Raw genomic sequence first — 25,001 nt, forward strand, 5'->3', positions numbered from 1 at the left:
ATGCTCCTACTTTAGGCTATTTAGATAAGCAATGAGTGCTACGATCTGGCGAATTTCACCTTTTGCAAATGCACTTTTTACCTGCTCATCTTTCATATTTTCAACGATAGCTGCAGCCTCAGCCTTGACGTTAGCATTTGTCTGCTCTAGCGTGCCAAGAGCTGGCATATCTTTTTCGTCATAAGGCGTGTTAAAGACCTTTTTAACCGTTAGCGCTTCAGCGTAAGCAGTCTCGATATCAGCATTTTTCTTAAATAAAAATGGATATGCTGGCATGATCGAGCCTGGCACTACTGAGGCTGGATTTAGCATGTGATTTTCATGCCAGTCAGTCGTTCTATAGTTGCCCACACGCATAAGGTCAGGTCCCGTTCTTTTTGAGCCCCAAAGATGCGGACGATCATAAGCAAATTCGCCACTTAGTGAATACATACCGTATCTATCAGTCTCAGCTTTAAACGGACGGATCATTTGAGAGTGGCAAGTATTGCAGCCATTTTGCATATAGATGTTTTTGCCAGCTAGCTCTAAAACGGTGTAAGGCTTTGTGCCCTCAAGCGGTCTAGCTCTGTTTGCAAAGTCTGGTAAAATTTCAACTATGCCAGCGTAAGCGATGACTATAAAGACGCAAACTGCAAAAAAGAATGGATTTTTTTCTAACCAAGCAAACATCACATCACCTCCGCGCTAGCTTTTACCCCGCCACCCATTGGCGAAGCGCTTTTTGGCTCTGCTAAGATAGCTTTAGCAGAAGTTGATTTGTAGATGTTATAAGCAAACATCAAGAAGCCAACTAGATAAAGAAGTCCGCCAATAGCCCTTATGTAGTAGTATGGGATAAGCACGACAACCGTATCTATAAACGAGTAGAGTAAATTTCCGTAGCTATCAGTCGCTCTCCACATCATACCTTGCGTGATACCAGCGATCCACATAGATGCAAAGTATAAGACGATACCTGTTGTTTGTATCCAAAACTGAGCTTCCATTAGCGACTTTGAGTAAATTTCACGCTTAAACACGCGCGGTGTCATGTGATAAAGCGCTGCCATGATCATAAAGCCAACCCAACCAAGAGCGCCGTCATGAACGTGTCCTGGCACCCAGTCAGTAAAGTGCGCTAGGGCATTTACAGACTTGATAGAAAGTATCGGTCCTTCAAGTGTCGAGAACATATAAAATGTCGAAGCTAGAACCATAAATTTAATAAGCGGACTCTCTCTAAGCTGCGCCCACTCGCCCTTCATCGTAAGAAGGATATTTATCGCCGAACCCCATGAAGGCAGGATCAAAACGATAGAAAAGACTGAACCCATAGTCTGCATCCAATCAGGCGTAGCAGAGTAAATGAGGTGGTGTCCGCCAGCCCAAAGGTAGATGAACATCAGACCCCAAAATGAAAATAGCGATAGTTTATATGAAAATATCGGCTGACCGCTCTCTTTTGGTAAGAAATAATAAATTTGAGCGATGATCGCCACTGTAAAAACGAATGCAACCGCGTTGTGGCCGTACCACCACTGAACCAAAGCATCGTTTGAACCAGCGTACATAGAGACAGAGTGTAGCCATGAGCCATATCCGCTAACAAGTCTTGTTGGAACTTCCATATTGTTAAATAGATATAGCATCGCAACGCCAAGAAATGTAGCGATGTAGTACCAAACTGAGATGTAAAGTGTCTTTTCGCGGCGAATACCTATGAGGCCAAATATACTAACACCCCAAAGCACCCAAACAACGACCACTGCGATATCTAGTGGCCACTCAAGCTCGGCGTACTCTTTAGCTGTGCTTTCGCCCATAAAAAGCGTAACAACAGCCAAAACCATAACAAGCATATATAGCCAAAAGTGAAGCTTGCCGATAAACATCAAAAATGGCGACTCGCTCATCGAGACCTTTAAAACACGCTGTCCGATGTAGTACCAAGTGGCAAAGATGCCTGAGAGCATGAAGCCAAAAATGATGCCATTAGTATGAAGAGGACGCAACCTCCCAAACGCCGAATATTCGCCAGCTATGTAGTTAAGCTCTGGACAGGCCATTTGAAAAGCTATAACTACGCCAACAACCATGCCTATGATACCAAAGAGTATCGTGGCAAACATAAATAGCTTTGCTACACTATAATCATAGTGTAGTAGCTGAGATGGTCGCATAAAATATCCTCCTAGTTAAATTTATATTAATGATTCGTTATTTTAAAGTATAAGAACTATAAAAAAACTTAATTAATATAAATTCTCATTAACTAAGAAAGTCTTCTATCTATTTTGTAACCAAGTCCTGGAACGTTTTTGATAAAGTTGTTACCAACCTTGTCTCTAACACGCTTAACAAAGGTTCTAATAGCTGCCTCAGTCACACTCTCACCAACCCAAACGACGCTTTTGATCTCATCATGAAGCACGAGCGTACCAAGTCTTTTTATCAAAAGTGAGATAAATGCAAGCTCTTTTTTAGTAAGTGAAATTTCAACACCGTCTCTGATAAGTACGCGCTTAATTTTGTTAAAGCTATATCCATTTGCAACTTGGATGATGTTTGCGGTTTCTATCTTGCTTTTTGCGACATTTTCTATCGTTTTTAAAAGATCGTCTGCCATGATAGGTTTTATAAGATACTTATCAACGCCAACATCGATAGCCTTTAATAAAGTCTCTTTTTCGCTATGCGCACTTAGGACGATGACAGGTGTGTCTTTAGAAATTTCCTTGATATATCTTGTCATATCAAGTCCATCACTAATTGGCATAAATACATCTGTAATTACCATATTTGGGTTGTATTTTTTAAATTTTTTCAAACCTTCATCACCATTTTGAGCAGTAAAAACTTTCTCAAAATTGTCACTTAGCACATCGTGCATGATCTTTTTGCTGTCGCTATCATCTTCGACAAGCAAAACCGTTAGGTTCTTTAAAATTTTATTCATCTATCTCTCCTTTGTGTGGTAACTTTATTAAAAAACAGGCCCCGTTATCGCTGTTGCCCGCTGTTATTTCTGCGTTAAATTGATCGATTATTTGCTTTGACATATAAAGTCCTAAGCCAGTGCCTTTAGCATCTTTTTTGGTGGTAAAATATGGCTTAAATATCTCATCTATCACATTTTTATCTATGCCACCACCGTTATCTTCTACGCTTAGGTAAGCAAATTTTTCATCGCTATCAATCTTTATTTTTATATTTCTATCTTCTATCTTTTGTAAATTTAGTGCGTCTTTTGCGTTATTTAGTAAATTTATGATGACTTGCATGAGCCTGTTTTTATGACCATAAATTTTAGAGTCCCCTAACACCTCAAGCTCTACATGAACGCCCTCTTTTTTCATCACGCCTTTTACGATCTGTATCGATGCTCTAGCTGCGTCTGCTAGGCTAAATTCTTGCGAAAGTGTGTTTGGATTTAAAAACGAGCTAAACTCATCAGTAGTTTCTGACATATACTTTATGATCTGCATAGCCCTCTCATAAGAGCCGATAAATTCGACATCTTCGCTGCGTGCTAGCTTTTTCATCTTATATAAAACTAGGCTTAGCTCATTTAGCGGCTGCTTCCACTGGTGAGTTATATTTGCCATCATCTCGCCCATCATCGCAAGCTTGGCAATCCTCATGCCATCACTACTTGAAAAGAAATTTTCATCTAAATTTGAACTAGGCATTTGCTCTATATCCTAAAAATGATAGATAAAGTCCGTTTAAGATCATTATGCAAGCTGAGAGCTTAAACATGATCTCTTTAAATTTCTCTCTTAGTAAGCCAAAAACAAAACTAGCTAGCAACATCGCTGGTAAGGTGCAAAGCCCGAAGATAAGCATTATTAAGGATGCGTCAGCCACATTTGCGCTTAAAACTCCAAGCGCTAAGAAATAATAGACCACGCCGCAAGGCAAAAGCCCATTTAAAAAGCCAAGCAGTAAAAAACTTGCCAAATTTCTCTTTTGCACGCTTGTTTTTGCCATTTTTACTATAAATTTAAGTGCTTTTTCGCTCTCTACAAATTTTAAAAGCTCGCCCCTAAAAAGCAGTGCGATGCCAATAAATGCGATCACTAAGCCAACTATGAAAAATATCACGCCTCTTGCTTGCATACCAAAACTAATGGCTGCTCCAAAAGCGCCAAACAAAGCTCCTAAAGCCACATAAGCAAAAATTCTAGCTAGGTTATAAAGCGCGCTTAGCATTAAAATTTCACTCTTGCTTTTGCCTTTAAAAAATAGAGCCTGCAAGCTCAAAAACCCGCTACACATGCCGATACAATGACTAAAGCTGCTAAAGATCGCAACTGAGATAATCATGTAAAGGCTTATGTTTTGCATATTATAAAATTTCTAAAAACTGCTTAAATATATATTTGCTCTCGTTAGGGCCGCTGCTTGCTTCTGGGTGATGTTGCACCGAGAAGATCGGATAGTCCTTGTATCTTACGCCCTCGATCGTGTTGTCAAACAAATTTCTATGTGTCACAACCGCTACTTCAGCGATGCTCTCTGGCACGTTGTAGTTGTGATTTTGCGTTGTTATCTCGATCGCTTTTGTCTCTAAATTTAAGACTGGATGGTTTGCTCCATGCTGACCAAATTTAAGTTTATATGTCTCGTATCCAAAGGCATTTGAAAGCAGCTGATGTCCAAGACAGATGCCAAATATCGGGATCCTAGCCTCTATCATTTTTTTGATTTCAGCGATTTCAGCCTTTAAATTCTTTGGCTCGCCTGGACCATTTGATAAAAATACCCCGTTTATCTCGCCATTTTTAAATTTATCTATCAAAACTTCAGCCTTAGTATCGTGTGGCACGACGATGACCTCAAGACCAGTTTCACATAGCTCATTTAGGATATTTCTCTTTACGCCAAAGTCAAAAACAGCTATCTTTTTGCCGATACTTTTTAGCGGCTTATATGATTTTAAATTTCTATCCCAAGCGCCTTTTTTGTGCTCGTACTCGTCCATTGCGCTAACTGTTTTTACGTAGTTTATATTTTCTATGCGTCCGCTGCTTTCAAGCCTGCGTTTTAGCTCGTCTTTGTCGCTTATCTGCGTTGAGATGTAGGCCATCAAAGCGCCTTCATCACGTAGCATCTTTGTTAAATATCTAGTATCAACGTCATAAACGCCAAATTTGCCCTGCTCTTCGAAAAATTTGCCCAAAGATTTTTGCGAGCGGTAGTTTGAAGGAATTTCATTGTAGTTTCTCATTATGACGCCACTTGCATGAATTCTAAGGCTCTCCATATCATCTTCGTTTATGCCAACGATGCCGATCTCTGGCATAGTAAAGACGATAAACTGACCAGCATAGCTTGGATCGCTCATGATCTCTTCATAGCCAGTCATAGAGGTATTAAAAACGAGCTCGCCTGCACACTCGCCGTGAGCACCAAAGGCTTTTGCCTCTAAAAAAACGCCGTTTTCAATGTAAATATAAGCTTTCATTAAAGCATTCCTCTTTTTTTAAGCTCATCTTGATACAAACGCTCGAAAATCAGGTCGTATTCGTCAGTTCCAGGGATAAGTTTGCGTTTGTAGTTTTGCATCATCTCATAGACGCTATCTTCTATCTTCTCATAGCTTTTTAGATACTCATCTATCGAGCTATAAATGACATTTTTCACGCGGTTTTCTGATACGTTATACTCGACCAAATCGCTCTTCCAGATAGCTTCAAGTATCTTGTGAGCGACATTGCTAAATCTATCTTCATGAGTTAAAATGACGTCAAATTCGCCAGCAAGTTTCTTTTTAACGAGCCAAAACATATTTTTGCGGTCGATTTGCATAGTTTGCATCTCGTCCTCGTTTTTCTCTAAAAGCTCATTTACTCGCTCATCTAGCGCTCTTTCTTTTTGAACGTCAGTAGTTAAAATTTCACTTGCTTTTGCTACGATTGGCTCAATACCTTTGTTTAACTTTACAAAACCACAGTTTAAAAGATCTATTGCTATTTTATGTGAGACATAAGGTACGTGTGGAAGTTTTATACGCATTTTAAACCTTTAAATTTTTATGCCATTGTAACTAAATAAAGGTAAAACTTTACTTTGAAATTTTAACGACTTTATCATTGTCACTTCTTAGAAAATAAATTTCTCTTCGTCCGTCATAAAGGACTTTGCCGCTTGTTTTTTGATCACTTTGTAAATTTGAAGATAGATCCATCTCAAGTGGCTTACTCATAAAATAAGCCTCGCCCAAGCTTCGTCCAAAATCAGGATACCAACTGAGTGCGCAAAGCACAAGTAAGAGCAGATAAAAGGCTCTAAAAATTTTTCTAAATGGCGCGTAAAAGAAACAATATCCAAATATAAAAAACACAGGTAAAAGCCACAAAAAAGGCACATTATCCACAAAAATCACATTGAAATACTCATTTATGCCATAAAATGAAAAGTAGTTGTTGTAAATTCCGACAAATAGCGTAAAAATAGGAGCGAGAACAAATATAATACCAGTAAAAAATGCATTGAAAATTTTCATAAGCTCTCCTTTTTTCGTGGGATTATATTAAATTTTAGCTTTATTATTGCTCTAAATTTATTAATTAAGAAATTTTAAACCCCAAAATGTCACAAATTTTCAAAAACAAGAGAGTTAAAACGATAAATTTAAGATGAGTATGACATTTTTTTAGATGAAAAATAAGAGATTTTTTTGAAACTTTTTGGGTAAAAAAAAGAAATTTGTAATTTAGCCTTTGCCATAAAAGCAAAGACTAAAAGGGAGTTTATTAAGCTTTTTTCTTCATATCAAATTTATTAGCCATGAAGCCAACAAGACCAACAAAGAAAAGACCACCGCAGATATTACCAAGTGTAACTGGAAGCAAGTTTTTGCTTAAGAAATTTGTCCAGTTGATGACATCTAGTTTATCAGCTGTAGTGTGAAGTAAAGCTGCTGCAGCGTTGATATCGCCACCACTTGCTGCTATGTAGTGAGCTTTAGAGATGATAGCTTCAGTGATGATGAACATATTTGCAACGCAGTGTTCCATTGAGCAAGCAACGAATGCGCCGATCATCCACATAATGGCAAAGAATTTGCCAGATAGGTTGCTCTCGCTTGTCGCAGTCCAGATAGACATACAAACAAAGACGTTACAAAAGATACCACGAAGAAATAGCTCGTGAAATGGTGCTGTGATCTTGCCAATAGCTGCTGGCACGAAGTGTTGCAAGATGTAGCCGTCGTATTTTAGTGGCAAACCAGAGTAGTAGTACATATAAGCGATCAATGCACCGCCAACGAAGTTAAATATCCAAACAATTACCCAGTAGCTTATGGTTTTGCCAAGTGGCAATTTGCCCTCATACGCACTAACACCGCTTAAAACAGAGCTAGTAAATAGGTGACCGCCATAAAATACAACCATCATGAGGCCGCAGCTAAATGTGATACCACCGATGAAGTTTGAAAGACCGATAGACTGTTTTTCAGCCATACCAACTGTTGAGTGAGCCCAAAAAATATCACCCATAGCAATAGCAGCTCCAGCCATGATAGCAAGGAAGATAATGCTTACAAGTGGTGTATGAGCTTTATGCTCCATAGAACTTGAGACCGCTTGAGCGGTTTCTGCCGGATTTAACATCACGTCTCCTTTTTATTTAACCTTCTTTGATCTATAAGAAATAAAAGCAAAGAAGCAGTGCCAAAGATAGAGATTTGGCGTTAAAATTTAATGTTTAAAGCTTGTTTTTACACTAAATTTCAAATCCAAAACGATCAAATTTATCTTTAGCAAACCCCAGATTTAATTTAGCACTTGCTAAATTTAACCAACTAAATTTTTATCAATCTCTACAATTCTTAAAAAAGCTTTTCTAGCACTTTTTTTAGCCTGCTCGCTTAGACCCTCTTCAAAATCAAGGACATTTTCAAGCAAGACACTAATGCCAAGAAAAAGCGTCTTTGGGCAAATTTTTCGCAAATAGCTTAAAAGCACTGGCGTTGGGAGGTTGTGGGTTGAGTAGATGTAGTCTCTATCGTCACTTAGGTCAAAAAACTCTATCTTATCCTCATCAAAACCACTCATCGCATCGACTACTATCAAGATATCAGGTGCAAATTCTCTAATAGCTGAAAATTCATTCTCAGGCACATCTTGCCCAAAAAAGACCTTCCACTCTTTTAGCTCCTGCTCTACGATGCGGCCGACTTCATTGCCCACATCATCATCGCCACGCATAGGATTACCGATGCAAAGGATGGCCTTTTTCATCAAAAGTCCTTCCTAAGCACAATATATCCCTCTTTTAAATTTGCCAAAATTTCTTTAAGCTTACACTCACAAAGCTGTGGCAAGAGTCTAGCGATATGCTCAGCAAAAATTTCAACTTCAAAATACTTGCTTAAATTTCCGATCTTAAATTTCACATATTCGCCTGAGTTTTTGATCATCTCGTCAAATTCCTCATCGCTTAGTTCTAAGATCTTCTCGCTAAAATCAATCGTACCAACGCCATGTCCCACGCAAGTGGAGAAAATTTTTATCTCCTTTAGCTCGCGTGGAAGCTTCTCGTTGTCGTCCATATGCCTTTTTGTAAGCTTATAAACTTGTATCATCTTTTACTCCAAACCTCGCTATCAACGTCTATCGCAAAGCTCTTGTCGGCTTTTGCATATTTTAGATAGACATCGTTGTGTAAAAGTCCCATGCACTCGGCATATCTTGGGTCTTCCTCTTTTTTGATAGCTGCAAGTACAGCCTCTCTTGACGCACTTGGGTTGTGAATATCGCTTGAGCCCTTGATAGCGTTCATATATTTTTCAAATAGCGTTCTACCAAAGATATAGCTCATCAGCCTTTTACTCTCGGCCTGCAAGTCGCGCTCAAACAAGATATCTCCTATTACCGACTTCTCAACTGGCGGAGGTGTAGTGCTGTCATTTTCATAGCTTTTTTTCTGAAGCTTTTGATCGATGATACCAAGAGCCATGCCAAGACCATAGATAACGCTTGCTGGGTGTGGAGGGCAGCCTGGGATATATACATCCACTGGTATGATCTTATCTATACCGCCCCAAACGCTGTAAGCGTCGTGGAAAATTCCGCCCGTACTTCCACAAGCACCAAAAGCAACTACGATCTTAGGATCTGGAGCTGCCTCATAAGCACGAAGTAGTGGGTAGTACATCTGTCTTGTGACTGGACCTGAGCAGATCAAGATATCAGCGTGTCTTGGGTTTGCTACAAGTTTAAATCCAAAGCGCTCAGGGTCCCACATCGGCGTAATAGCAGCGAAAATTTCGATCTCGCAACCATTGCAGCTTCCGCAGTCGATCCTATAAACGCTAAAGCTTCTTTTGATATTTTTTAAATGCTCTAGCTTTGCAGTTAGGTCATTTGCTGTTTTTATGTCCTCTGGGACTTGATATAGACTCATTTTATAGCCTCCTCAACGCCTTTTGTTAGCCTCTCAGCAGATTGGTTTTTCTTGCACTCTGGGCAGATAAAAAGGTACTCTTTTGCCTCTTCAAGTCTGCCTGGGAGTAAATTTGCTGTGCCAAGCTTTTCAAGAGTGAAATTTATAAGCCTTTTTGGCGTAAATGGCTTGCCGCAGCATTTGCAAGTTTGCATCTCAAGCTCGCCTCTTTGTATAAGAGCGCTCTTGTCAAATTTAACCGCAAGCTCAAAGCTATCGCTAAGTCTTACAGCTCCAGTTGGGCAAACCTCATCGCAGCGACCGCAGAATATGCAACGACCACAGTCAAACTGCCAAACAAGTCTTGTTTGCTCATCGTTCATCTTAAGCTCTATTGCATTACTTGGGCAAGCGATACCGCAAGCTGCACAACCTATGCAAAGATCGTATGTATAGTCTGGCTGACCACGGAAATTCTCAGGCACAATATATGGCTCAAATGGATAGGCGTATGTCGCCTTTCCATATTTTTCTGTGATGTCAAATAACTTCATCATCTTAAATCCTTCTTACTAACCCCGCCATCTTGACAGAATTTTTTAAGGTCTTTTTCTGTTAAAATTTTACTTTTTTTAGTCCTTACATCAACCAAAGTAACACGCTCGGTGCATGAGTAGCAAGGGTCAAGTGAGCAAACGATAAGTGCAGCGTCACTTATGTTGTTTCCTCTAAATTGATACCTTAGGCTTGGCCAGTTGTTATATGTCGCAGCCCTACATCTCCAGCGATATACTTTTTGAGCGCTACCTTGCATGATCCAGTGAACGTTCTCACCACGTGGTGCTTCATCATGACCAAGTGCGAAATTCTCAGGTTTGATCATAGTCACAGGATCGATCATGATCGGAGTTTGAGGCATCATCTCAAAGCATTGGCGGATGATGTGGATAGAGCTTTTTAGCTCTTTATATCTAACCATCTCACGAGCAAAAACGTCACAACCATGCTCAACTGCTACTTCAAATTCTATCTGTTTGAAGAAGTCGTATGGGTGATCGTAGCGGTTATCACGTTTAAAGCCAGAACCTCTCATATTTGGACCAACTGGGCTAAAGTCACGTGCGATTTGGCGGTCTAGGATTCCTACACCTTTCCAGCGTCCGATTTGGCGTTTATCTTCCAAAACTGCATCCCAAATTTCTGAAATTTGAATGTCAAGTTTGTTGATGATCTCTAAGCCTTTTTTGATCTCATGGTTTGTCATATCACGTCTTAAGCCGCCCATAACGACGTTGCCGTATGTTTTACGTCCGCCAGTTACAAGTTGAGCTAGCTCCATAGAGTACTCACGAACCCTAAAGATATGCATGAAAGCGTTGTAGTTACCAGTAACCTCACAAGCTAGACCGATATTTAAAAGGTGGCTGTGAAGACGCTCGATCTCAAGACAGATGACGCGTATAGCTTGAGCTCTTAGTGGGATTTCAAGCTTGATAGCTTTTTCTGCTGCTTCGATACACGCAATAGCGTGAGCATAACCACAAATTCCGCAAACGCGCTCTGCAAGATAGCCCATTTGATCATAGTTCATTCTATTTTCAGCTAGCTTCTCCATACCGCGGTGTTGATAGAACAAGCGGTAGTCAGCGTCGATGATCTCGTCGCCATCACAGAAAAGTCTAAAGTGACCTGGCTCATCAGATGTAACGTGTAGTGGTCCAAGTGGCACATCAACTACTGCATCACCTGTTGGGAACAAAAACTCCGCATCAGGCTCATCTCTATGATCTACTGGATCAGGGCGGTAGCGGTAATCCATAGCATCTTTTCTAAGTGGGTGAAGTCCGTCTGGCCAGTCATCACTTAAAACTAGACGTCTTTTATCAGGCAGACCCTCAGCTACTAGACCAAACATATCATAAGCTTCTCTTTCATACCAAACACAAGCTGGCACGAGCGGAGTAACTGATGGGAATGTCGGATCGCTTCCTGGGATAAGAGTTTTAACTGTGATAAAGCACTTATCTTCAGCTGCAAAGTCGTCCGCCTCAGTCATCTTGCTACCTTCCATTGAGATAGCATAGTAAAGCGCATAGCAGCCATTTATCTGGCGCTCGTCGTTTGGTATCATAGTGCTTATAAAGCCACCGATATCATAATAAAGTGTTTTAACAGCCAGTGGAAGATCATTTCTATCGACCAAAACTGTGATCTGATCGTCTGCTTGACGAGTTACTTCTAAAATTTTTACCTTTGTTTTTAGGATTTCAACAAATTTATCGCCTCTCATTTTAAAGCTCCCATCATTATATTAACACCGTTATTTACTAGCATATAAAAGCTATCTACGTGCCATACGCCAAAGATTATGATAAGGGCACAGAGTGCTATAAGAGGTAAATTTTCAAATAAACTCATCTCTTTATTATGAACAACCACACCTTTTGGCTCGCCAAAGCTTGCCATGTTAAAGTGCGCAAAGTCAGCTATGAAAATAACTGCAAGTGCAATAGCAAATAGCGCAACTGCGATATATTGACCACTTGTGATAGCTCCAACAAAGACGTTATATTCGCTAACAAATATAGCAAATGCTGGAACACCAACTAGTGAGCAGACAGCTGCACCAAACATAATAGTTGTAATAGGTGCGATCTTAACCATGCCGCCCATCTTACTCATATCTTTGTGGCCGTAAATTCTTGCTATGTTACCTGTTGAACAGAAAGCCAAAGCTTTTGTAAAGCTGTGAGCTAAGCAGTGGAATATCGCTGCAAATAGACCAAATTTACCGCCAACACCAAGTGCAAATGCGATAACACCCATGTGAACTATTGAGTGGTATGCAAACATTCTTTTTACGTTGTGTTGTCTTATTAGGAAAAATCCTGCTACAAAAAGTGTGATAGTTCCTGATACGATCATTACGCCTTCAACAAAGCTAAATCCAACTGCTTGAGCTGTGATAGCGTAGTATCTTAAAAGTGCAAGCATCGCACATTTTAAAAGTACGCCTGATAGCAATGCTGAGATAGGTGCTGGACCTTCAGCGTGAACGTCTGGCAACCAAGTGTGAGTTGGAGCTAGACCAGCTTTTGTACCAAAACCAATTAGCGCAAACACAAAGATAAGTTTTGCTGCATCTGGGTTTAAATTTTTAGCGTTAGCCATTATGCTTGAAAACTGCATAGAAGCCTCGCCGTCTCCTAATGTGCTATATGTAGCTGAGTATAGAAGAACGGTTGCATAAAGAGCAAATGCTAGACCGATTGAACAAAGAACGATGTATTTGTAACCACTCTCTGTTGATTTTTGATCTTTGTGTATAGCAACCAAAAATACAGAAGCTAGTGTTGTAGCCTCGATAGCTGCCCACATAAACGCAACGTTGTTGCAAATAACGCTTAAAGTCATTGTAAAGATAAATACATGGCTTAGTGCGTAGTATTTTTTAAGATCGCTTAAGTGGATGTGTCCATCTTCAAGTTCCCATCTCATATAATGAATAGAGTAGAAATTTACTATAAATCCAGTTACAGCGATAAGCACCAAGAAAACACAGCCTAAGCTATCTAAGAATAAAAATTTATCAAAACTATAAAAAGTTCCGCCACTTAAAACTTTAAGAACATTGTTAAGTAAAGCCACTGATGTCGCAGCAGAAAACAAGACATGAAGTCCGCTAAGTACTGCATAGTTTTTAGGACTTAAAAACAAGATCAAAGCACCAAGGAGCGGTAAGATAAGTATTAAAGCTAAACTATCCATCTCTAACCCCTTAAATTTGAAGCTTTAGAAGTATCTAAGCTATCATAAGCTTTATAAAATCTAATCGCTAGAACGCTCATGATAATAACAGCAAATATCGCATCTGTTAAAATTCCAAGCTCAACTAGCTCATGTGAGTTGTAAGCCATTAGAGCAAGGCTTAGGTGGATACCGTTTTCAAACAAGCAGTAAGCTAGAATTTGTTTTATAAATGAGTTTCTTAGCATGAAGCCAAAAATTCCCATCATAAAAACTGTTCCAGCAGCGATCAACATGATCTCTTCTTTGATAAGAGAGAATTTTAAAAATATAGGGTGGATACTCATTGAAAGAGCTAGAGAAAATCCCATAGCAATAACAGGACTTACAAAAAATCCACCAACTGGCTCATCTTCGCTAACTACGCCAAGTTTTTTGATAAGCCAGAACAAAATTCCTGGCACGAAAAGAACTTTGGTAAAAAACGCAACGATCGCCCAAGTTTTTAGCTGCTCAGCGTTAAATTTCTCAGATAGCAAGAAAAATATACTAACTAAAAGTAGTGTCTCTATCGCATAAGCGATGATTGAGAGTTTCAAGCTTCTAAGACCAAAAACCGCAAGCGAAGTTACGATCATGCAAATGGCTAATATATCTAGTGTTTGCATCTCACGCTCCTACTACATAAAGTGTTAGTGCAACAAACGAAATAGCAAGTGCACCAAGAGCATTTTTGCGTAAAGATGAAGTCATTTTAAAGCGTGGTCCAAAGTTGTCTATAAATACAGCTGCGACGTAAAATACTCCAGTTTTTATCACAAAAACGATAATAGCTAAGAAAGGATTGCTAAAATTCCATGGCTCAAATATGCTTAGGAAAAGTCCGATCATAGCAAACTGTTTTAATATAAGTGATGCTTGAACTAAGCCAAGGTCGCTACCAGCATATTCACCAAGAACACCCTCTTGAAGCTCTTGTTCTGCTTCAGCTAAGTCAAATGGCTTTCTACCAGTCTCAACATACATACACCACAAAAATGCAATAGAAGCAACGGCAAAACTTGGAATTTGATATCCGATAACGCCAGTTCTTACCATCTCTTGGATCTCAACTAAATTTGATGTTTTAGCTGCAAGCATAACTACGATTAAGCACATAATCATAACTGGCTCAACATAAACACCAAGCATTTGCTCCCTGCCGCCACCTGTTGCTGCAAATGGGTTGCCGCTATCCATTGAAGCTGCACCAAATACAAATCTAAGTAGCGCACCAAGATAGAGGATAACAAATATATCTGAGTAAGCTCCAAATACAGTGTCTTTGCTATAAGTGATAGGTATAGCAGCTAGCACTGCAGCTGAAGTTGCAAAAAGGAAAAATGGAGCCCATCTAAATACCCAGTGAGAGCACTCAGGGACGGTTCTTCCTCTTCTAAAAAGCTTTATAATGTCGCGATATGTTTGAAAGAAATCGCTACCTTGTTTTGATTGAAGTTTAGCTCTAAGTTTTCTTGCCATACCATCAAACAAAGGAGCTACCAAAACGATAACGACTACTTGAAATATCATTAAAAGTATAGTTTGCATTTTCGTCTCCTAAACTAAAAAGTAGCTCACAGCAAGTATGACACAAAGATATAGCAAGATATAAAGTGTATATACATTTGTATAACCACTTTGAACGATACCTAGCTTATCAGCAAATTTCACACACCATTTAATGACTGGCTCATAAAACATTCCCCACCAAATATCTTTTGGATGGTTGTGATACTCAACCGCGTCAAAATAATTTCTAGTAACTACTTTTTTATCAGCTCTAAATAGCCATTGCATAATTTTTCTAAGGTCGCCAGTGAATGGACCACCTGTCATTTGCATACGTGAGCTATATTTAAAGCCACAAGCCCAAGGATCAGTTTCGCGTGGTTTATCTCTGTTTGCTTTCATAACAGCAAGGATGATAAATGGCAAAATCATAGTTGCACATAGGACTAAAGCGATAAGTGGAGTTGAGATCATGCTGCCCATAGGTGAAGTTACATTTATAGCACCAAGGCTAGCTTTATAGTCGCTTATAGCGATAGAATTTACAGCTTGCATGATGTAATCAACTATGTAGTTTGCGCCAAGACCAAAGCCAACGCAGCCTATCATTAAGATGATCATACCAAGAACCATACCTATCGGACTCTCTTTAGCATTTTCCCAAATTTTTTGATCTCTTGGAGTACCTGCAAAGATAACAGCGTAAAGTTTAAGGTGCATACCAACCAAAACGCCTGTTAGCGCAAGAGCTACGACGCCAAGTGTAAATGCATATCTAACTAATGTTCCTTCTCCCATCGCACCTTGAAGCATACCTTGATATGTAAACCACTCTGAAACAAAGCCATTTACTGGAGGTAAAGCTGCGATACCCATGATACCTATAAACATACCAAGGCTTGTCCATGGCATCTTTTTAGCAAGACCACCAAGGATGTCCATATTTTGTGTATGAGTAGCGTGGATAACTGAACCAGCGCAAAGGAAAAGCAGACCTTTAAATATAGCGTGATTGACTACGTGGTAGCAACCTGCTAGAAAACCTACTGCTGCAAGTGTTAAATTTCCAGCTGCAACGCCATAAATTCCTGTTCCAAGACCTAGCAAGATGATGCCTATGTTCTCAACTGAGTGGTAAGCAAGCAAGGCTTTGAAGTCGTGTTGGCAAAGAGCGTATAAAACACCAAATAGTGAGCTAGCTGCACCAAGAGCGAGTATTGTAAGACCAAAATATGTGCTAAGTGGTAGGTAAAGTGTAAATTTAACTAGTGTAAATAGAGCAACTTTAATCATAACGCCTGACATAAGGGCTGAAACGTTTGATGGTGCTGCTGGGTGAGCTTGTGGAAGCCAAACGTGAAATGGCCACATACCAGCCTTACTACCAAAGCCAACCAAGAATAGTACAAATACAGCAGCAGAAGCGCCAAATGGCATCTTAACACCCATAAATGCGCTAAATTCAAAGCTTCCTGCATAGTAAGCTGTGATAAGCAAGCCACAGGTTATACAAAATGCACCGATTTGTGCGATACCAAGATATACCATAACCGCTTTAAGTGTATTTTTACCGTCATTGACGATGATAAGAAATGATGATACAAGAGTCATAAGCTCCCATAAAACAACAAAGCAAAATACATTGTCAGCGCTGATTACTAGAAGCATTGAAAGGATGAATGTGTTAAACAAACATGCAAACACACCAACATTTGCTTTTTTTATGTACTCTTCTGCATAGCTCATACCATAAACACTACTTGCAAATCCGATGAAAACAACGACAAAGCTGAAGAAATTTCCAAGTGGATTTAGCGCAAATTTTGGCGAATACAAAAAGCCATCCATAAGAGCAAAGCTATCACTTACTCCCATATTTGCAACGAAGTGACACATCGCATAAAAGCAGCTTATAGCACTTAGTCCAAAACCAACTTTAACAGCGGCTTTTGGAGCGCAGTAGAGCAAGATACTAACGACGGCACTTACAAGAAATAGCATATAAACCGTAGTCATCTTATGCTCCTTGTCCGTTTAAAATTTTAGTAGCAAATTTATTCGCTGCATCGTAGTCTATCCTCTTGCCAAGCTTATGTTTGCCCTCTTCTGGATCTACCATTATAAGAGCGCTTGTTGGGCATACATCAACGCAAGCTGGTCCATTTTCACGGCCAAAGCACATATCACATTTTACTGCGATGTTTTTTGCGCCTGATTGTGACTCTACTTCAAGATAGTATTTTGGCTCGACAGCGTAATTTACTGAAGGCATAAGCTCTGCACTTGAGCTTATCGCACCATAAGGGCAAGCGATCGTGCACATCTTGCAACCTATACAAATTTCCTCGTGAAGTTCGATGCAATTATCGTTAAATCGCAACGCTCCAGTTGGACATACATTTGCGCAAGGGCCGTCGTCACATTGTCTACACTGAGTCGGCATGACGCCGCTAGCTTCTCTTAAGACGCTTAGCCTTGCACGTGATAGTTTGCCGCGTTCATAAGCACTTTTAAAACATGCAGCCATACAGGTCGCACATCCTATGCAGCGTTTAGAATCGGCAATCACAAATTTATGTTTTTTCATAAATTCCTCCTAAAAAACAAGGCAAGACCGCCCTGCTCACTAATAGAGTGATTGTTAATCACATGAATAGAGATAGTTAAATTTTTATTTAACATCTCAAACGCTCCTTCCTGAATTTTTGGAACAATTCTATAACTTCTGGCGATTAAATTCCGTCAGCTATCTGACAAATTTTGTATTTTTGAAATTAAATTTTTATTTTATATTAGTTTAAGATATGCTATTAAACAGCGTTATTATCGTGTGATTAATCAAAAAAGATTAATATTTCATAACGGATAATTAGTAAAAAGAGTAAAATTATCTTAATTAAGTTTAAATTTAAAAATTAGTTTTTTAAGCTTGGGTTAATTAAATGAAACTGAAATTTAAAAATCTAAAATATAATCCAACCTTTAAATTTAAAAGGATTATTGATGGAAATTTTTATAGTCATAGTTTTATTTATCGCTTCAGTTTTTGCTTTTATGAAATTTGCCCCTGTTTTTGGCGGCACACCAGATGCCAAGAGCCAAAAGCTCATAGAGGCTTCGCCAAATTTTAATGGCAAAGTTTTTATAAATTTAGAGCCGACGATTGATATGGTAAAGAAAAATCCGCAAGCGTCTATGTTAAATTTCGCTATCCAAGCGCTCTTTCCACCAAAAGGCAAGCTACCAACTAAGCCTTTGCCAAATTTAAAATTTAACGCAAATGCCCTCAAAAACGGCGAGTTTATCTGGCTTGGGCACGTTAGCCTCATCTGCAAGCTTGATGACAAAACGATCATCACGGACCCAGTTTTACACCGAGCATTTCCGCTGCCAGTTGGCGGCAAGCCCTTTGCCTACGAGCACGCCATCACCGCTAGCGACTACCCAGAGGTGATCGACATCGCCCTCATCTCGCACGACCACTACGACCACCTTGACTACAAGACGATACTCGAGCTAAATGGTAGAATTTGCAAGTTTCTAGTGCCGCTTGGCGTCAAAGCTCACCTCGTAAAATGGGGCGTAAACGCAGATAAAATTTACGAGTTTGACTGGTTTAGCGAGCAGAAAATAGGAAATTTAAACTTCACTTTTTGCCCTTCAAGGCACTTTAGCGGGCGCACATTTAAAAGAAACAGCACGCTTTGGGGCGGATGGGCGGTAGAGGAGGCTAGCTTTAGTTTTTATTTTAGCGGAGATGGCGGATACGGCAAGCATTTTAAGATGATAAATGAGAAATTTGGCGGCTTTGATCTAGTTTTCATAGAAAATGGCGCTTACAGCGACGGCTGGCCCTACGTGCATATGAAGCCAGAGGAGTCGGCACAAGCGCTAAAAGATCTTGAAGCTAAGCTTGGCGTGCCGGTGCATTGGGGCAAATTTGATCTTTCTTATCACGCTTGGGATGAGCCGATCAAGCGTTTTGAAAAGGCAGCGACAAAACTTGAGCTAAACTACGCCACGCCGATGATCGGAGAGGTTTTCACCGCACAAAATTCACCTAGTAAAAAGTGGTGGGGTGAAATTTAGGAATAAAATTTGCTCTAATTTTTAAAATCCAAAAGGAAGTGCAGATGAAAATTTCTGAAAATTTATCAAATTTAAAAAATACCATCGACAAGGCGGCAAAAAACGACCTTGATGCAAGCGCGACTGGAAGCTTTTTGCAAAATTTAGAAAAAGCGAACAAAGAGACAGAAAAGATCTACGAAAAGCTTGAAAAAGAGCTAAAAAGCGATGCGCAGATGTTTAAGCAGTTTGACTTTATGCAGATGATGACAAAGCTTCAATACGGCAACCTAAAATCAAGCGAACGTGAGGAGCTCATAAACAAAATGAGCAAGATCGCTAAAGAAATTTAGCCGTTAGTGTGGCTTTACGGCAAGTTAAATTTGGCTGTTTTTGTGAAATTTAGTGGTTTTTGGTGAGTAAATTTGCCAGGTAATGTAAATTTACTCGCTTAGTGGCTGTTAATATCCTCACGTTTGCCACATCTTTTGCCAAATACCTGTTGCACACTAGGCATGCAAGACAGCATCGGTATATCACATGCGCAAAATTCAAGCAAATTTCTCAAATGCTTTTATTAAGCTAGTCAATAAATAAAGGCAAATTTTAAAATTTCATGAGTGAGTAATTTCGGCTCTAAAATTTGAGCTAAGCTATAAGCGAAGCCAAATTTTAGTAGTCAATTCTTACGAGTGAGTGAAAGTTTTAAAATTTGCAAAGACAGCTTTATTAAATTTGTAAATTTCTTTTTATCCAAAAAGGAGACAAGGGGACTCGAGTTACGAAGCCGTCCCCTTATCTCCCTTTAGATCCCTCAATCCCCTCGCACGTTCAAGGGGCATGCAATCGTGCTAAAGCACTGCATGCGTTTTGCTTTAAAAAATTTATAGCAAATTTTAAAATTTGCAAATTTGTTTTGTTAAATCATATTAATGTCAATTAAATTTAAAAATTTGCAAAAATAGTTTGATTAAATTTATAAAAGAATAAATTTAAAGAATATCTATTTATATATGTAAATTTACTAGAGAGAATTTAAGAGCCAAAAAGGCTCTTAAATTTTAGTGGAGTTCGCTCCAGACTTTGCGTTTCCAAAGCCAAGCAAAAATTCCTAAGATGAAGAAGTAGATCATGACATAAAGTCCTGTGCTCTCGCGCTCAGCCTTTTTACTGTCACCTACTTTTTGGATGTAAGATACTATGTCATCTTCAGCGGCTTTGTTTAAGCCAACTCTAGGCATCGCAGTGCCTGGAAGCATCTTTTGAGTATCGTTTATAAATTTATGCAAGTAGTCTGCACCTTTTGAGCGGATCATCATAGATAGATCAGGTGGGTTTGAACCCATATAAGCTGCGAGGCTTACTTTGTTGCCAAGAGTATATTTTTTATCATACTTCATATCGTGACATCTTTGACATGCGTCAGCAAAAACCTTTTCTTCAGTGATCTTGCTCTTTGCATCCGCGTCAGCTGATACCTTTTTAAGGTAAGCAACTATGTCAGCAACCTCAGCGTTTATATCGCCGCCAGCACCCATAAATGCAGTCATCGGATAAGGATGCTCGTCGTTAAATTTATGAGATAGTTTTACAGCCATAGTTGGATTTTTGATAAGTGCAGCTAAAAATCTCTCGTCATAAATTTTACCAGCTGTACTAAGATCTGGTGGCACTACACCAAAGCTTTGGCTAGCTGTCTCAGCGTCCATACTAGCTGGCATACCAGCTGCTTCGATGCCGTGGCATCCTGTACATCCAGCTGCCCCAAACGTTTCAGCACCCTTTACAGCGTCACCCTTTGCAAGGTCGATCGAATTTATATCAGCCCAAAAAGCTGTATAGTCATCAAGAATTTTTTGTGCCGTCTCAACATCTTTTGTAGCTGCATCGATGCTAGCCTTGTTGCCGCTAGCTTTTGCAGCCTCAAGCGCCTCTTTTTTCTGCTCCAAAAAGTGCTTTGCGTAGTCAGTATCTTCTTTTGAGAAGTTATACTCGGCATTTGCAGTGTGCGGATGAAGCTTTGTATGAGCGTAAGGCTCGATACCCCAGTATAAAATACCTGAAAGGATAACAACGATAGCAAAAATTTTAAGCTCTTTCATGATTAGCCCCTTTTTCTTTCAAGTATTGTGATAACTGGAAGTGCGATTATAAATAGCACTAAAAATAGCAGTGAAGCGTAAAATCCTATCCAGTCGTTGATGCCGCCTGTTGGGAGCTTGCCATATATAGATAAGACGATAAGGTCTGCAACTAGCACCCAAAACCATACGAAAAATAGTGGTCTTTTGTGAGCTGGAGCTACAAGGTCGCTTCTATCAAAAAGTGGTATAAGCATAAACGCAACACCTGCGAATGCAAATGCGATAAGTCCGATGTTATAAGCTGAAATTCCAGCTATATCAAAGAAGAAGCCACGTAAAATTTCATATTGCCACAAGAAGTACCACTCTGGATAGATGTGTGGTGGAGTTTTTAGCGGATTTGCTGGCTCAAAGTTGATAGGATCCATCGCAAAGTTGAAGTGATAGCAAACAAGATATATGACAAAGATCATGAAAAATGATACATACATAAAGTCTTTTGCCAAAAATCCTGGCCAAAATGGTATAACTTTAGCTTTTGCTCTATCGCCATGCAAATAAACTTCAGCCTCTACGTCAAAGTCGATATCTTCGCTTGTTAGGTTATTTACGTGAGGAACTCTTAATGAGTAGAAGTGGATAACTAAAACAACGATAGTTACAAGTGGTAGCAAGCAGACGTGAAGCATGAAAAATCTAGTAAGTGTTGAGTCACCAACTGCGTAATCGCCCCTGATCCACTCAACCAAAGCATCGCCGATAACTGGCACACCACCAAAAAGCTGAGTGATAACAGTAGCCGCCCAGTAGCTCATCTGACCCCATGGGAGCATATAGCCGCTAAATGCCTCTGCTGAAAAGCAGATAAATAGCACCATACCGCTTACCCAAATGACCTCTCTACCTCTTTTGTATGAGCCATAGTAAAGTCCAGTAAGCAAGTGGATATACATGATAAGAAAGATCGTCGAAGCTGAAATCGCGTGGATATGACGCCAAAGCCAGCCATACTCGACCTCTTGCATGATAGTGTAATTTACGCTATCAAAGGCTAAATGTATGTCTGGTTTGTAATACATCATAAGCAAAAAGCCAGTGATGATCAAAAGCAAGAAAAGTGTCGTTAGGATAACGCCCATCGCCCAAAGGAAATTTATATTTTTTGGGATCCAGTATTCGCTAACTAGAACCTTCATAAGTTTTGTAAAAGCTAGGCGTTGGTCAAGCCAGTCAATAACGCCAGTTGATTTATGAGATAAAGACATCGCTAACCTCCTAAGCTTTAGCTACTAATTTTTCGTATTCTGGGCTTGTTTCGCCTAGAACTAGCTTGGTTCCATCGATCTTAAATGGTGGGATATCAAGCGGTCTTGGTGGAGGTCCGTATGTCTGCACGCCATCAGCGTTAAATTCGCCGCCATGACAGGCACAGACAAACATTTGCTTGCTCGCTTTATACTCAGGGATACATCCTAGGTGTGTGCAAAGTCCGATAACTACGATATATCTCGCATCTCCAACGACAACATCTCTCTTGTCGTTTTTAGCCATATCTGGGCTTTTTTTGAGGATGAAAATAGGCTTTTTACGCCACTCAACCTGTCTCATCTCGCCATCTTTGATCGGGCTTAGATCGACAGTTGTAAAACCAGCAGCTTTTACGCTAGGGAGCGGATCCCAGGTCTTTTTCATGGCAACTAGTGACATCGCGCCACCAACAGCTGCCACGGCACCAAACGCAAGGCCGATAAAGCTTCGTCTTTCTTGCTTTACTGACATTAATTTCCTTTCTATAAATAAAATTTAAACGATTATACTCCCAAAAAATTAAAAAACTATAATCTCACAATATAGTTTGTAAAAATAAACTGAATTTAAGCTTTTTTTACACTAAAATTTGAGGTAAATTTATCTAAAAATACCTATATATCGTGACTTTAAGCTTTTTATAAAAGAGAAATTTGATCTAATGTCTAAACGTCAAGATAAAAAATTTTTCTATTTTAGCTCTCGTAAAATAGAAAATTTTAATAATAAAATTTATTAATCTTAAAAAATTATAAATAGCAACTATTAAAAACGAGAAGCTTTGTTTTAAATTTTAAATGTTAGTTAAATTTTAAAACCATAAAAGGCTTAAATTTAAGCCTTTTTCTCGCTCATCTTTATGTAGATATGTAAGATATCAATAGCTGCTGGCGTGATACCTGAAATTTCACTCGCCGCAAAGAGCGTTGGCGGAGCAAATTTCTCAAGCTTTTCGACCACTTCGTTGCTAAGGCCACTTATGCTTCTAAAGTCGAAATTTTCAGGGATTTTCACATCCATCATATCTTTCATTTTTTCTATCTGATTTTTTTGCTCGCTGATGTAGTGCTGGTACTTGCACTCGGTTAAAATTTGATCCATGCTCGCATCGTCTAAATTTACAAATCTCTCATCAAGCTTTCTTAGTTTCTCAGCCGTGAAGCTCTTTCGTGCGACTATCTTTTGAAGGCTCACGTTTTGGCTGATCGGCTCTTCATCAAGACTTGCTAAAAGCTCTAAATTTGCCTTGCTTGGCGTGATCTGAGTCTCGTTTAAAAACTCTAACCCCTCTTTTAAATTTCTTCTTATGTTTTCGATCTCATTAAAAGTCTCATCATCAAGCAGTCCAAGCTCATGACCATATCCACCAAGCCTTAAAATGGCATTTTCCTCACGCAAAAGCAAGCGATACTCCGCTCTACTCGTAAACATCCTATATGGCTCTTTTGTCCCTTTTGTGACAAGATCATCGATCAAAACGCCGATATACGCCTCATCACGGCGCAAGATAAGCGGCTCTTTGTTATCAAGTGAAAGCGCTGCATTTATACCAGCCATTAGCCCCTGAGCGCCAGCTTCTTCGTATCCTGTCGTGCCATTTATCTGCCCAGCCAAGTATAGCCCTTTTACCTTTTTGGTCTCAAGGCTATGTTTTAGTTGCGTTGGCTCGACGTAGTCGTACTCGATGGCGTATCCATGCCTTACGATTTTGGCGTTTTCAAAGCCCTTTACAGAGCGAAGCATCTGCACTTGCACCTCATAAGGCAAGCTAGTTGAAAAGCCGTTTATGTAGTACTCTGTCGCTTCAAGCGTCTGAGGCTCGACAAAAAGGTGGTGTCTGTCGCGGTCGCCAAAGCGGTTTATCTTATCCTCGATACTAGGGCAATATCTTGGTCCGATACCCTCGATCTGACCTGTAAAAAGTGGCGCTTTGTCGAAATTTGAGCGAATTATCTCATGAGTGGTTTCGTTTGTATAGGCGATGTAGCATGGCAGCTGCGTTGGAGAGAAATTTTTAGTTCTAAAGCTAAACGCAGAGGGATTTGCGTCGCCATCTTGCTTCTCTAAAATTTCAAAATTTATCGTTTTTGCGTCGATCCTTGGGCATGTTCCAGTCTTTAGCCTGCCCAAATTTAGCCCAAGCCCCCTTAAGCTAGAGCTTAGATCCTTTGCGCTTAGCTCGCCCACGCGGCCAGCTTCAAGTTTGTTAAATCCAACGTGGATTAGCCCGTTTAAAAATGTGCCAGTTGTAATTATCACTTTTTTTGCGTTATAGATGTTATTTAGGTGGGTTTTAACGCCAGTTACTTCACCATTTTCACTTAAAATCTCAGTGGCGATCTCTTGAGAAATTTCCAAATTTGGCGTATTTAAAAGCAAATTTCTCATATAAACGCGGTATCTATCCATATCGATCTGAGCGCGGCTACCACGTACCGCTGGGCCCTTGCTCTCATTTAGCACGCGAAACTGGATACCAACAGCATCAGTCGTAAGTCCCATCTGACCACCAAGCGCGTCGATCTCTTTTACAAGATGCCCTTTTGCAAGGCCTCCGATGGCTGGGTTGCAACTTGCAGCGCCTATTTGCTCGGCCAAGATAGTGATTAGTAAAGTTTGTTTGCCCATTCTAGCGGCCGCAAGACTTGCCTCAATGCCAGCATGTCCGCCGCCAACGACGATGATTTCATAGTCCATGATAAATTTTTCCTTATTTTTGATAGGCGGATTTTATCAAAAAGCATATAAAATTTAAATTTTTTCAAAGAAATTTCACCATAAAATTTATGGCTAGAGTTTTTTATTAATGATATTTTAAATATTTTGCTGTTAGATTTACAAAATTTTAAATCCAAAAAGGCTTTATTC

The 25,001-nt window shown here is 39.7% G+C and carries 25 protein-coding genes; 2 read left to right on the forward strand and 23 right to left on the reverse strand.

Going from position 1 to position 25,001, the window contains the following annotated elements; all coding sequences use genetic code 11:
- Window positions 1-6: 6 nt before the first annotated feature.
- The 19 genes from ccoO to B9N65_RS04505 form a co-directional block, all read right to left on the reverse strand.
- Complete coding sequence (ccoO, locus tag B9N65_RS04415; RefSeq protein WP_021086480.1) at window positions 7-672, reverse strand: cytochrome-c oxidase, cbb3-type subunit II; 666 nt, start codon at window positions 670-672, stop codon at window positions 7-9.
- Window positions 672-2,162 carry a cytochrome-c oxidase, cbb3-type subunit I gene (gene ccoN / locus B9N65_RS04420; RefSeq protein ID WP_087582961.1) on the reverse strand — a complete coding sequence of 497 codons (1,491 nt, stop codon included), beginning with the start codon at window positions 2,160-2,162 and terminating at the stop codon, window positions 672-674. The genes ccoO and ccoN overlap by 1 nt, the downstream gene beginning before the upstream one ends.
- Before the next feature lie 92 nt (window positions 2,163-2,254).
- On the reverse strand, window positions 2,255-2,938 hold the full coding sequence (locus B9N65_RS04425; protein ID WP_012001191.1) for a response regulator transcription factor: 684 nt from the start codon (window positions 2,936-2,938) through the stop codon (window positions 2,255-2,257).
- Window positions 2,931-3,671: a sensor histidine kinase gene (locus tag B9N65_RS04430; RefSeq protein WP_087582962.1), complete on the reverse strand. Its 741-nt coding sequence runs from the start codon at window positions 3,669-3,671 to the stop codon at window positions 2,931-2,933. Before B9N65_RS04430 ends, B9N65_RS04425 begins: the two co-directional genes overlap by 8 nt.
- The gene (locus B9N65_RS04435) at window positions 3,664-4,308 is read right to left on the reverse strand and encodes a sulfite exporter TauE/SafE family protein (RefSeq protein WP_087583052.1); all 645 of its coding nucleotides are present in this window, start codon (window positions 4,306-4,308) and stop codon (window positions 3,664-3,666) included. Before B9N65_RS04435 ends, B9N65_RS04430 begins: the two co-directional genes overlap by 8 nt.
- A gap of 22 nt (window positions 4,309-4,330) precedes the next feature.
- Window positions 4,331-5,449 carry a glutamine-hydrolyzing carbamoyl-phosphate synthase small subunit gene (carA, locus tag B9N65_RS04440; RefSeq protein ID WP_009294852.1) on the reverse strand — a complete coding sequence of 373 codons (1,119 nt, stop codon included), beginning with the start codon at window positions 5,447-5,449 and terminating at the stop codon, window positions 4,331-4,333.
- Window positions 5,449-6,000 (reverse strand): DUF507 family protein, encoded by a 552-nt coding sequence (locus B9N65_RS04445; protein ID WP_002939254.1) that lies wholly within the window; start codon window positions 5,998-6,000, stop codon window positions 5,449-5,451. The genes carA and B9N65_RS04445 overlap by 1 nt, the downstream gene beginning before the upstream one ends.
- A gap of 49 nt (window positions 6,001-6,049) precedes the next feature.
- Window positions 6,050-6,490 carry an isoleucyl-tRNA synthetase gene (locus B9N65_RS04450; RefSeq protein ID WP_087582963.1) on the reverse strand — a complete coding sequence of 147 codons (441 nt, stop codon included), beginning with the start codon at window positions 6,488-6,490 and terminating at the stop codon, window positions 6,050-6,052.
- Between the two features lie 250 nt (window positions 6,491-6,740).
- Complete coding sequence (locus B9N65_RS04455; protein ID WP_035142401.1) at window positions 6,741-7,601, reverse strand: formate/nitrite transporter family protein; 861 nt, start codon at window positions 7,599-7,601, stop codon at window positions 6,741-6,743.
- A gap of 183 nt (window positions 7,602-7,784) precedes the next feature.
- Window positions 7,785-8,231: a hydrogenase 3 maturation endopeptidase HyCI gene (locus tag B9N65_RS04460; RefSeq protein ID WP_021085388.1), complete on the reverse strand. Its 447-nt coding sequence runs from the start codon at window positions 8,229-8,231 to the stop codon at window positions 7,785-7,787.
- Window positions 8,231-8,575 carry a formate hydrogenlyase maturation HycH family protein gene (locus tag B9N65_RS04465; protein WP_002939326.1) on the reverse strand — a complete coding sequence of 115 codons (345 nt, stop codon included), beginning with the start codon at window positions 8,573-8,575 and terminating at the stop codon, window positions 8,231-8,233. Before B9N65_RS04465 ends, B9N65_RS04460 begins: the two co-directional genes overlap by 1 nt.
- Window positions 8,572-9,396, reverse strand: a complete 825-nt coding sequence (locus B9N65_RS04470) for an NADH-quinone oxidoreductase subunit B family protein (protein ID WP_087582964.1) — start codon at window positions 9,394-9,396, stop codon at window positions 8,572-8,574. The genes B9N65_RS04465 and B9N65_RS04470 overlap by 4 nt, the downstream gene beginning before the upstream one ends.
- Window positions 9,393-9,932, reverse strand: a complete 540-nt coding sequence (locus tag B9N65_RS04475; protein WP_002939210.1) for a formate hydrogenlyase complex iron-sulfur subunit — start codon at window positions 9,930-9,932, stop codon at window positions 9,393-9,395. Before B9N65_RS04475 ends, B9N65_RS04470 begins: the two co-directional genes overlap by 4 nt.
- Window positions 9,929-11,665 (reverse strand): hydrogenase large subunit, encoded by a 1,737-nt coding sequence (locus B9N65_RS04480; RefSeq protein ID WP_009294856.1) that lies wholly within the window; start codon window positions 11,663-11,665, stop codon window positions 9,929-9,931. The genes B9N65_RS04475 and B9N65_RS04480 overlap by 4 nt, the downstream gene beginning before the upstream one ends.
- Complete coding sequence (locus B9N65_RS04485; RefSeq protein WP_087582965.1) at window positions 11,662-13,143, reverse strand: hydrogenase 4 subunit F; 1,482 nt, start codon at window positions 13,141-13,143, stop codon at window positions 11,662-11,664. Before B9N65_RS04485 ends, B9N65_RS04480 begins: the two co-directional genes overlap by 4 nt.
- Before the next feature lie 2 nt (window positions 13,144-13,145).
- Entirely contained in the window at window positions 13,146-13,790 is a 645-nt protein-coding gene (gene hyfE / locus B9N65_RS04490) for a hydrogenase 4 membrane subunit (RefSeq protein WP_012001181.1), read from the reverse strand.
- A 1-nt stretch (window position 13,791) separates the two neighbouring features.
- The gene (locus tag B9N65_RS04495) at window positions 13,792-14,712 is read right to left on the reverse strand and encodes a respiratory chain complex I subunit 1 family protein (RefSeq protein ID WP_002939300.1); all 921 of its coding nucleotides are present in this window, start codon (window positions 14,710-14,712) and stop codon (window positions 13,792-13,794) included.
- A 9-nt stretch (window positions 14,713-14,721) separates the two neighbouring features.
- Window positions 14,722-16,689 (reverse strand): proton-conducting transporter transmembrane domain-containing protein, encoded by a 1,968-nt coding sequence (locus tag B9N65_RS04500; protein ID WP_087582966.1) that lies wholly within the window; start codon window positions 16,687-16,689, stop codon window positions 14,722-14,724.
- A gap of 1 nt (window position 16,690) precedes the next feature.
- Window positions 16,691-17,260 carry a 4Fe-4S dicluster domain-containing protein gene (locus B9N65_RS04505; RefSeq protein WP_009294859.1) on the reverse strand — a complete coding sequence of 190 codons (570 nt, stop codon included), beginning with the start codon at window positions 17,258-17,260 and terminating at the stop codon, window positions 16,691-16,693.
- Window positions 17,261-17,676: 416 nt separating this feature from the next.
- On the opposite strand from B9N65_RS04505, the gene B9N65_RS04510 reads away from it, so the two are divergent.
- Both B9N65_RS04510 and B9N65_RS04515 read left to right on the forward strand, forming a co-directional pair.
- On the forward strand, window positions 17,677-18,762 hold the full coding sequence (locus B9N65_RS04510) for an MBL fold metallo-hydrolase (protein WP_087582967.1): 1,086 nt from the start codon (window positions 17,677-17,679) through the stop codon (window positions 18,760-18,762).
- Window positions 18,763-18,806: 44 nt separating this feature from the next.
- Window positions 18,807-19,094, forward strand: a complete 288-nt coding sequence (locus tag B9N65_RS04515) for a hypothetical protein (protein WP_012001178.1) — start codon at window positions 18,807-18,809, stop codon at window positions 19,092-19,094.
- 708 nt (window positions 19,095-19,802) lie between these two features.
- Here the strand turns inward: B9N65_RS04515 and B9N65_RS04520 are convergent.
- From B9N65_RS04520 to mnmG, 4 genes are all read right to left on the reverse strand, one after another.
- On the reverse strand, window positions 19,803-20,843 hold the full coding sequence (locus tag B9N65_RS04520; protein ID WP_087582968.1) for a c-type cytochrome: 1,041 nt from the start codon (window positions 20,841-20,843) through the stop codon (window positions 19,803-19,805).
- 2 nt (window positions 20,844-20,845) lie between these two features.
- Complete coding sequence (locus B9N65_RS04525; RefSeq protein ID WP_087582969.1) at window positions 20,846-22,090, reverse strand: cytochrome b; 1,245 nt, start codon at window positions 22,088-22,090, stop codon at window positions 20,846-20,848.
- Window positions 22,091-22,100: 10 nt separating this feature from the next.
- The gene (petA, locus tag B9N65_RS04530; protein WP_087582970.1) at window positions 22,101-22,604 is read right to left on the reverse strand and encodes a ubiquinol-cytochrome c reductase iron-sulfur subunit; all 504 of its coding nucleotides are present in this window, start codon (window positions 22,602-22,604) and stop codon (window positions 22,101-22,103) included.
- A 363-nt stretch (window positions 22,605-22,967) separates the two neighbouring features.
- Window positions 22,968-24,830, reverse strand: a complete 1,863-nt coding sequence (gene mnmG, locus B9N65_RS04535) for a tRNA uridine-5-carboxymethylaminomethyl(34) synthesis enzyme MnmG (RefSeq protein WP_087582971.1) — start codon at window positions 24,828-24,830, stop codon at window positions 22,968-22,970.
- Window positions 24,831-25,001: the final 171 nt, after the last annotated feature.

It is taken from the genome of Campylobacter concisus, from assembly GCF_002165815.1.
GTDB classification, from domain to species: Bacteria; Campylobacterota; Campylobacteria; order Campylobacterales; family Campylobacteraceae; genus Campylobacter_A; species Campylobacter_A concisus_BH.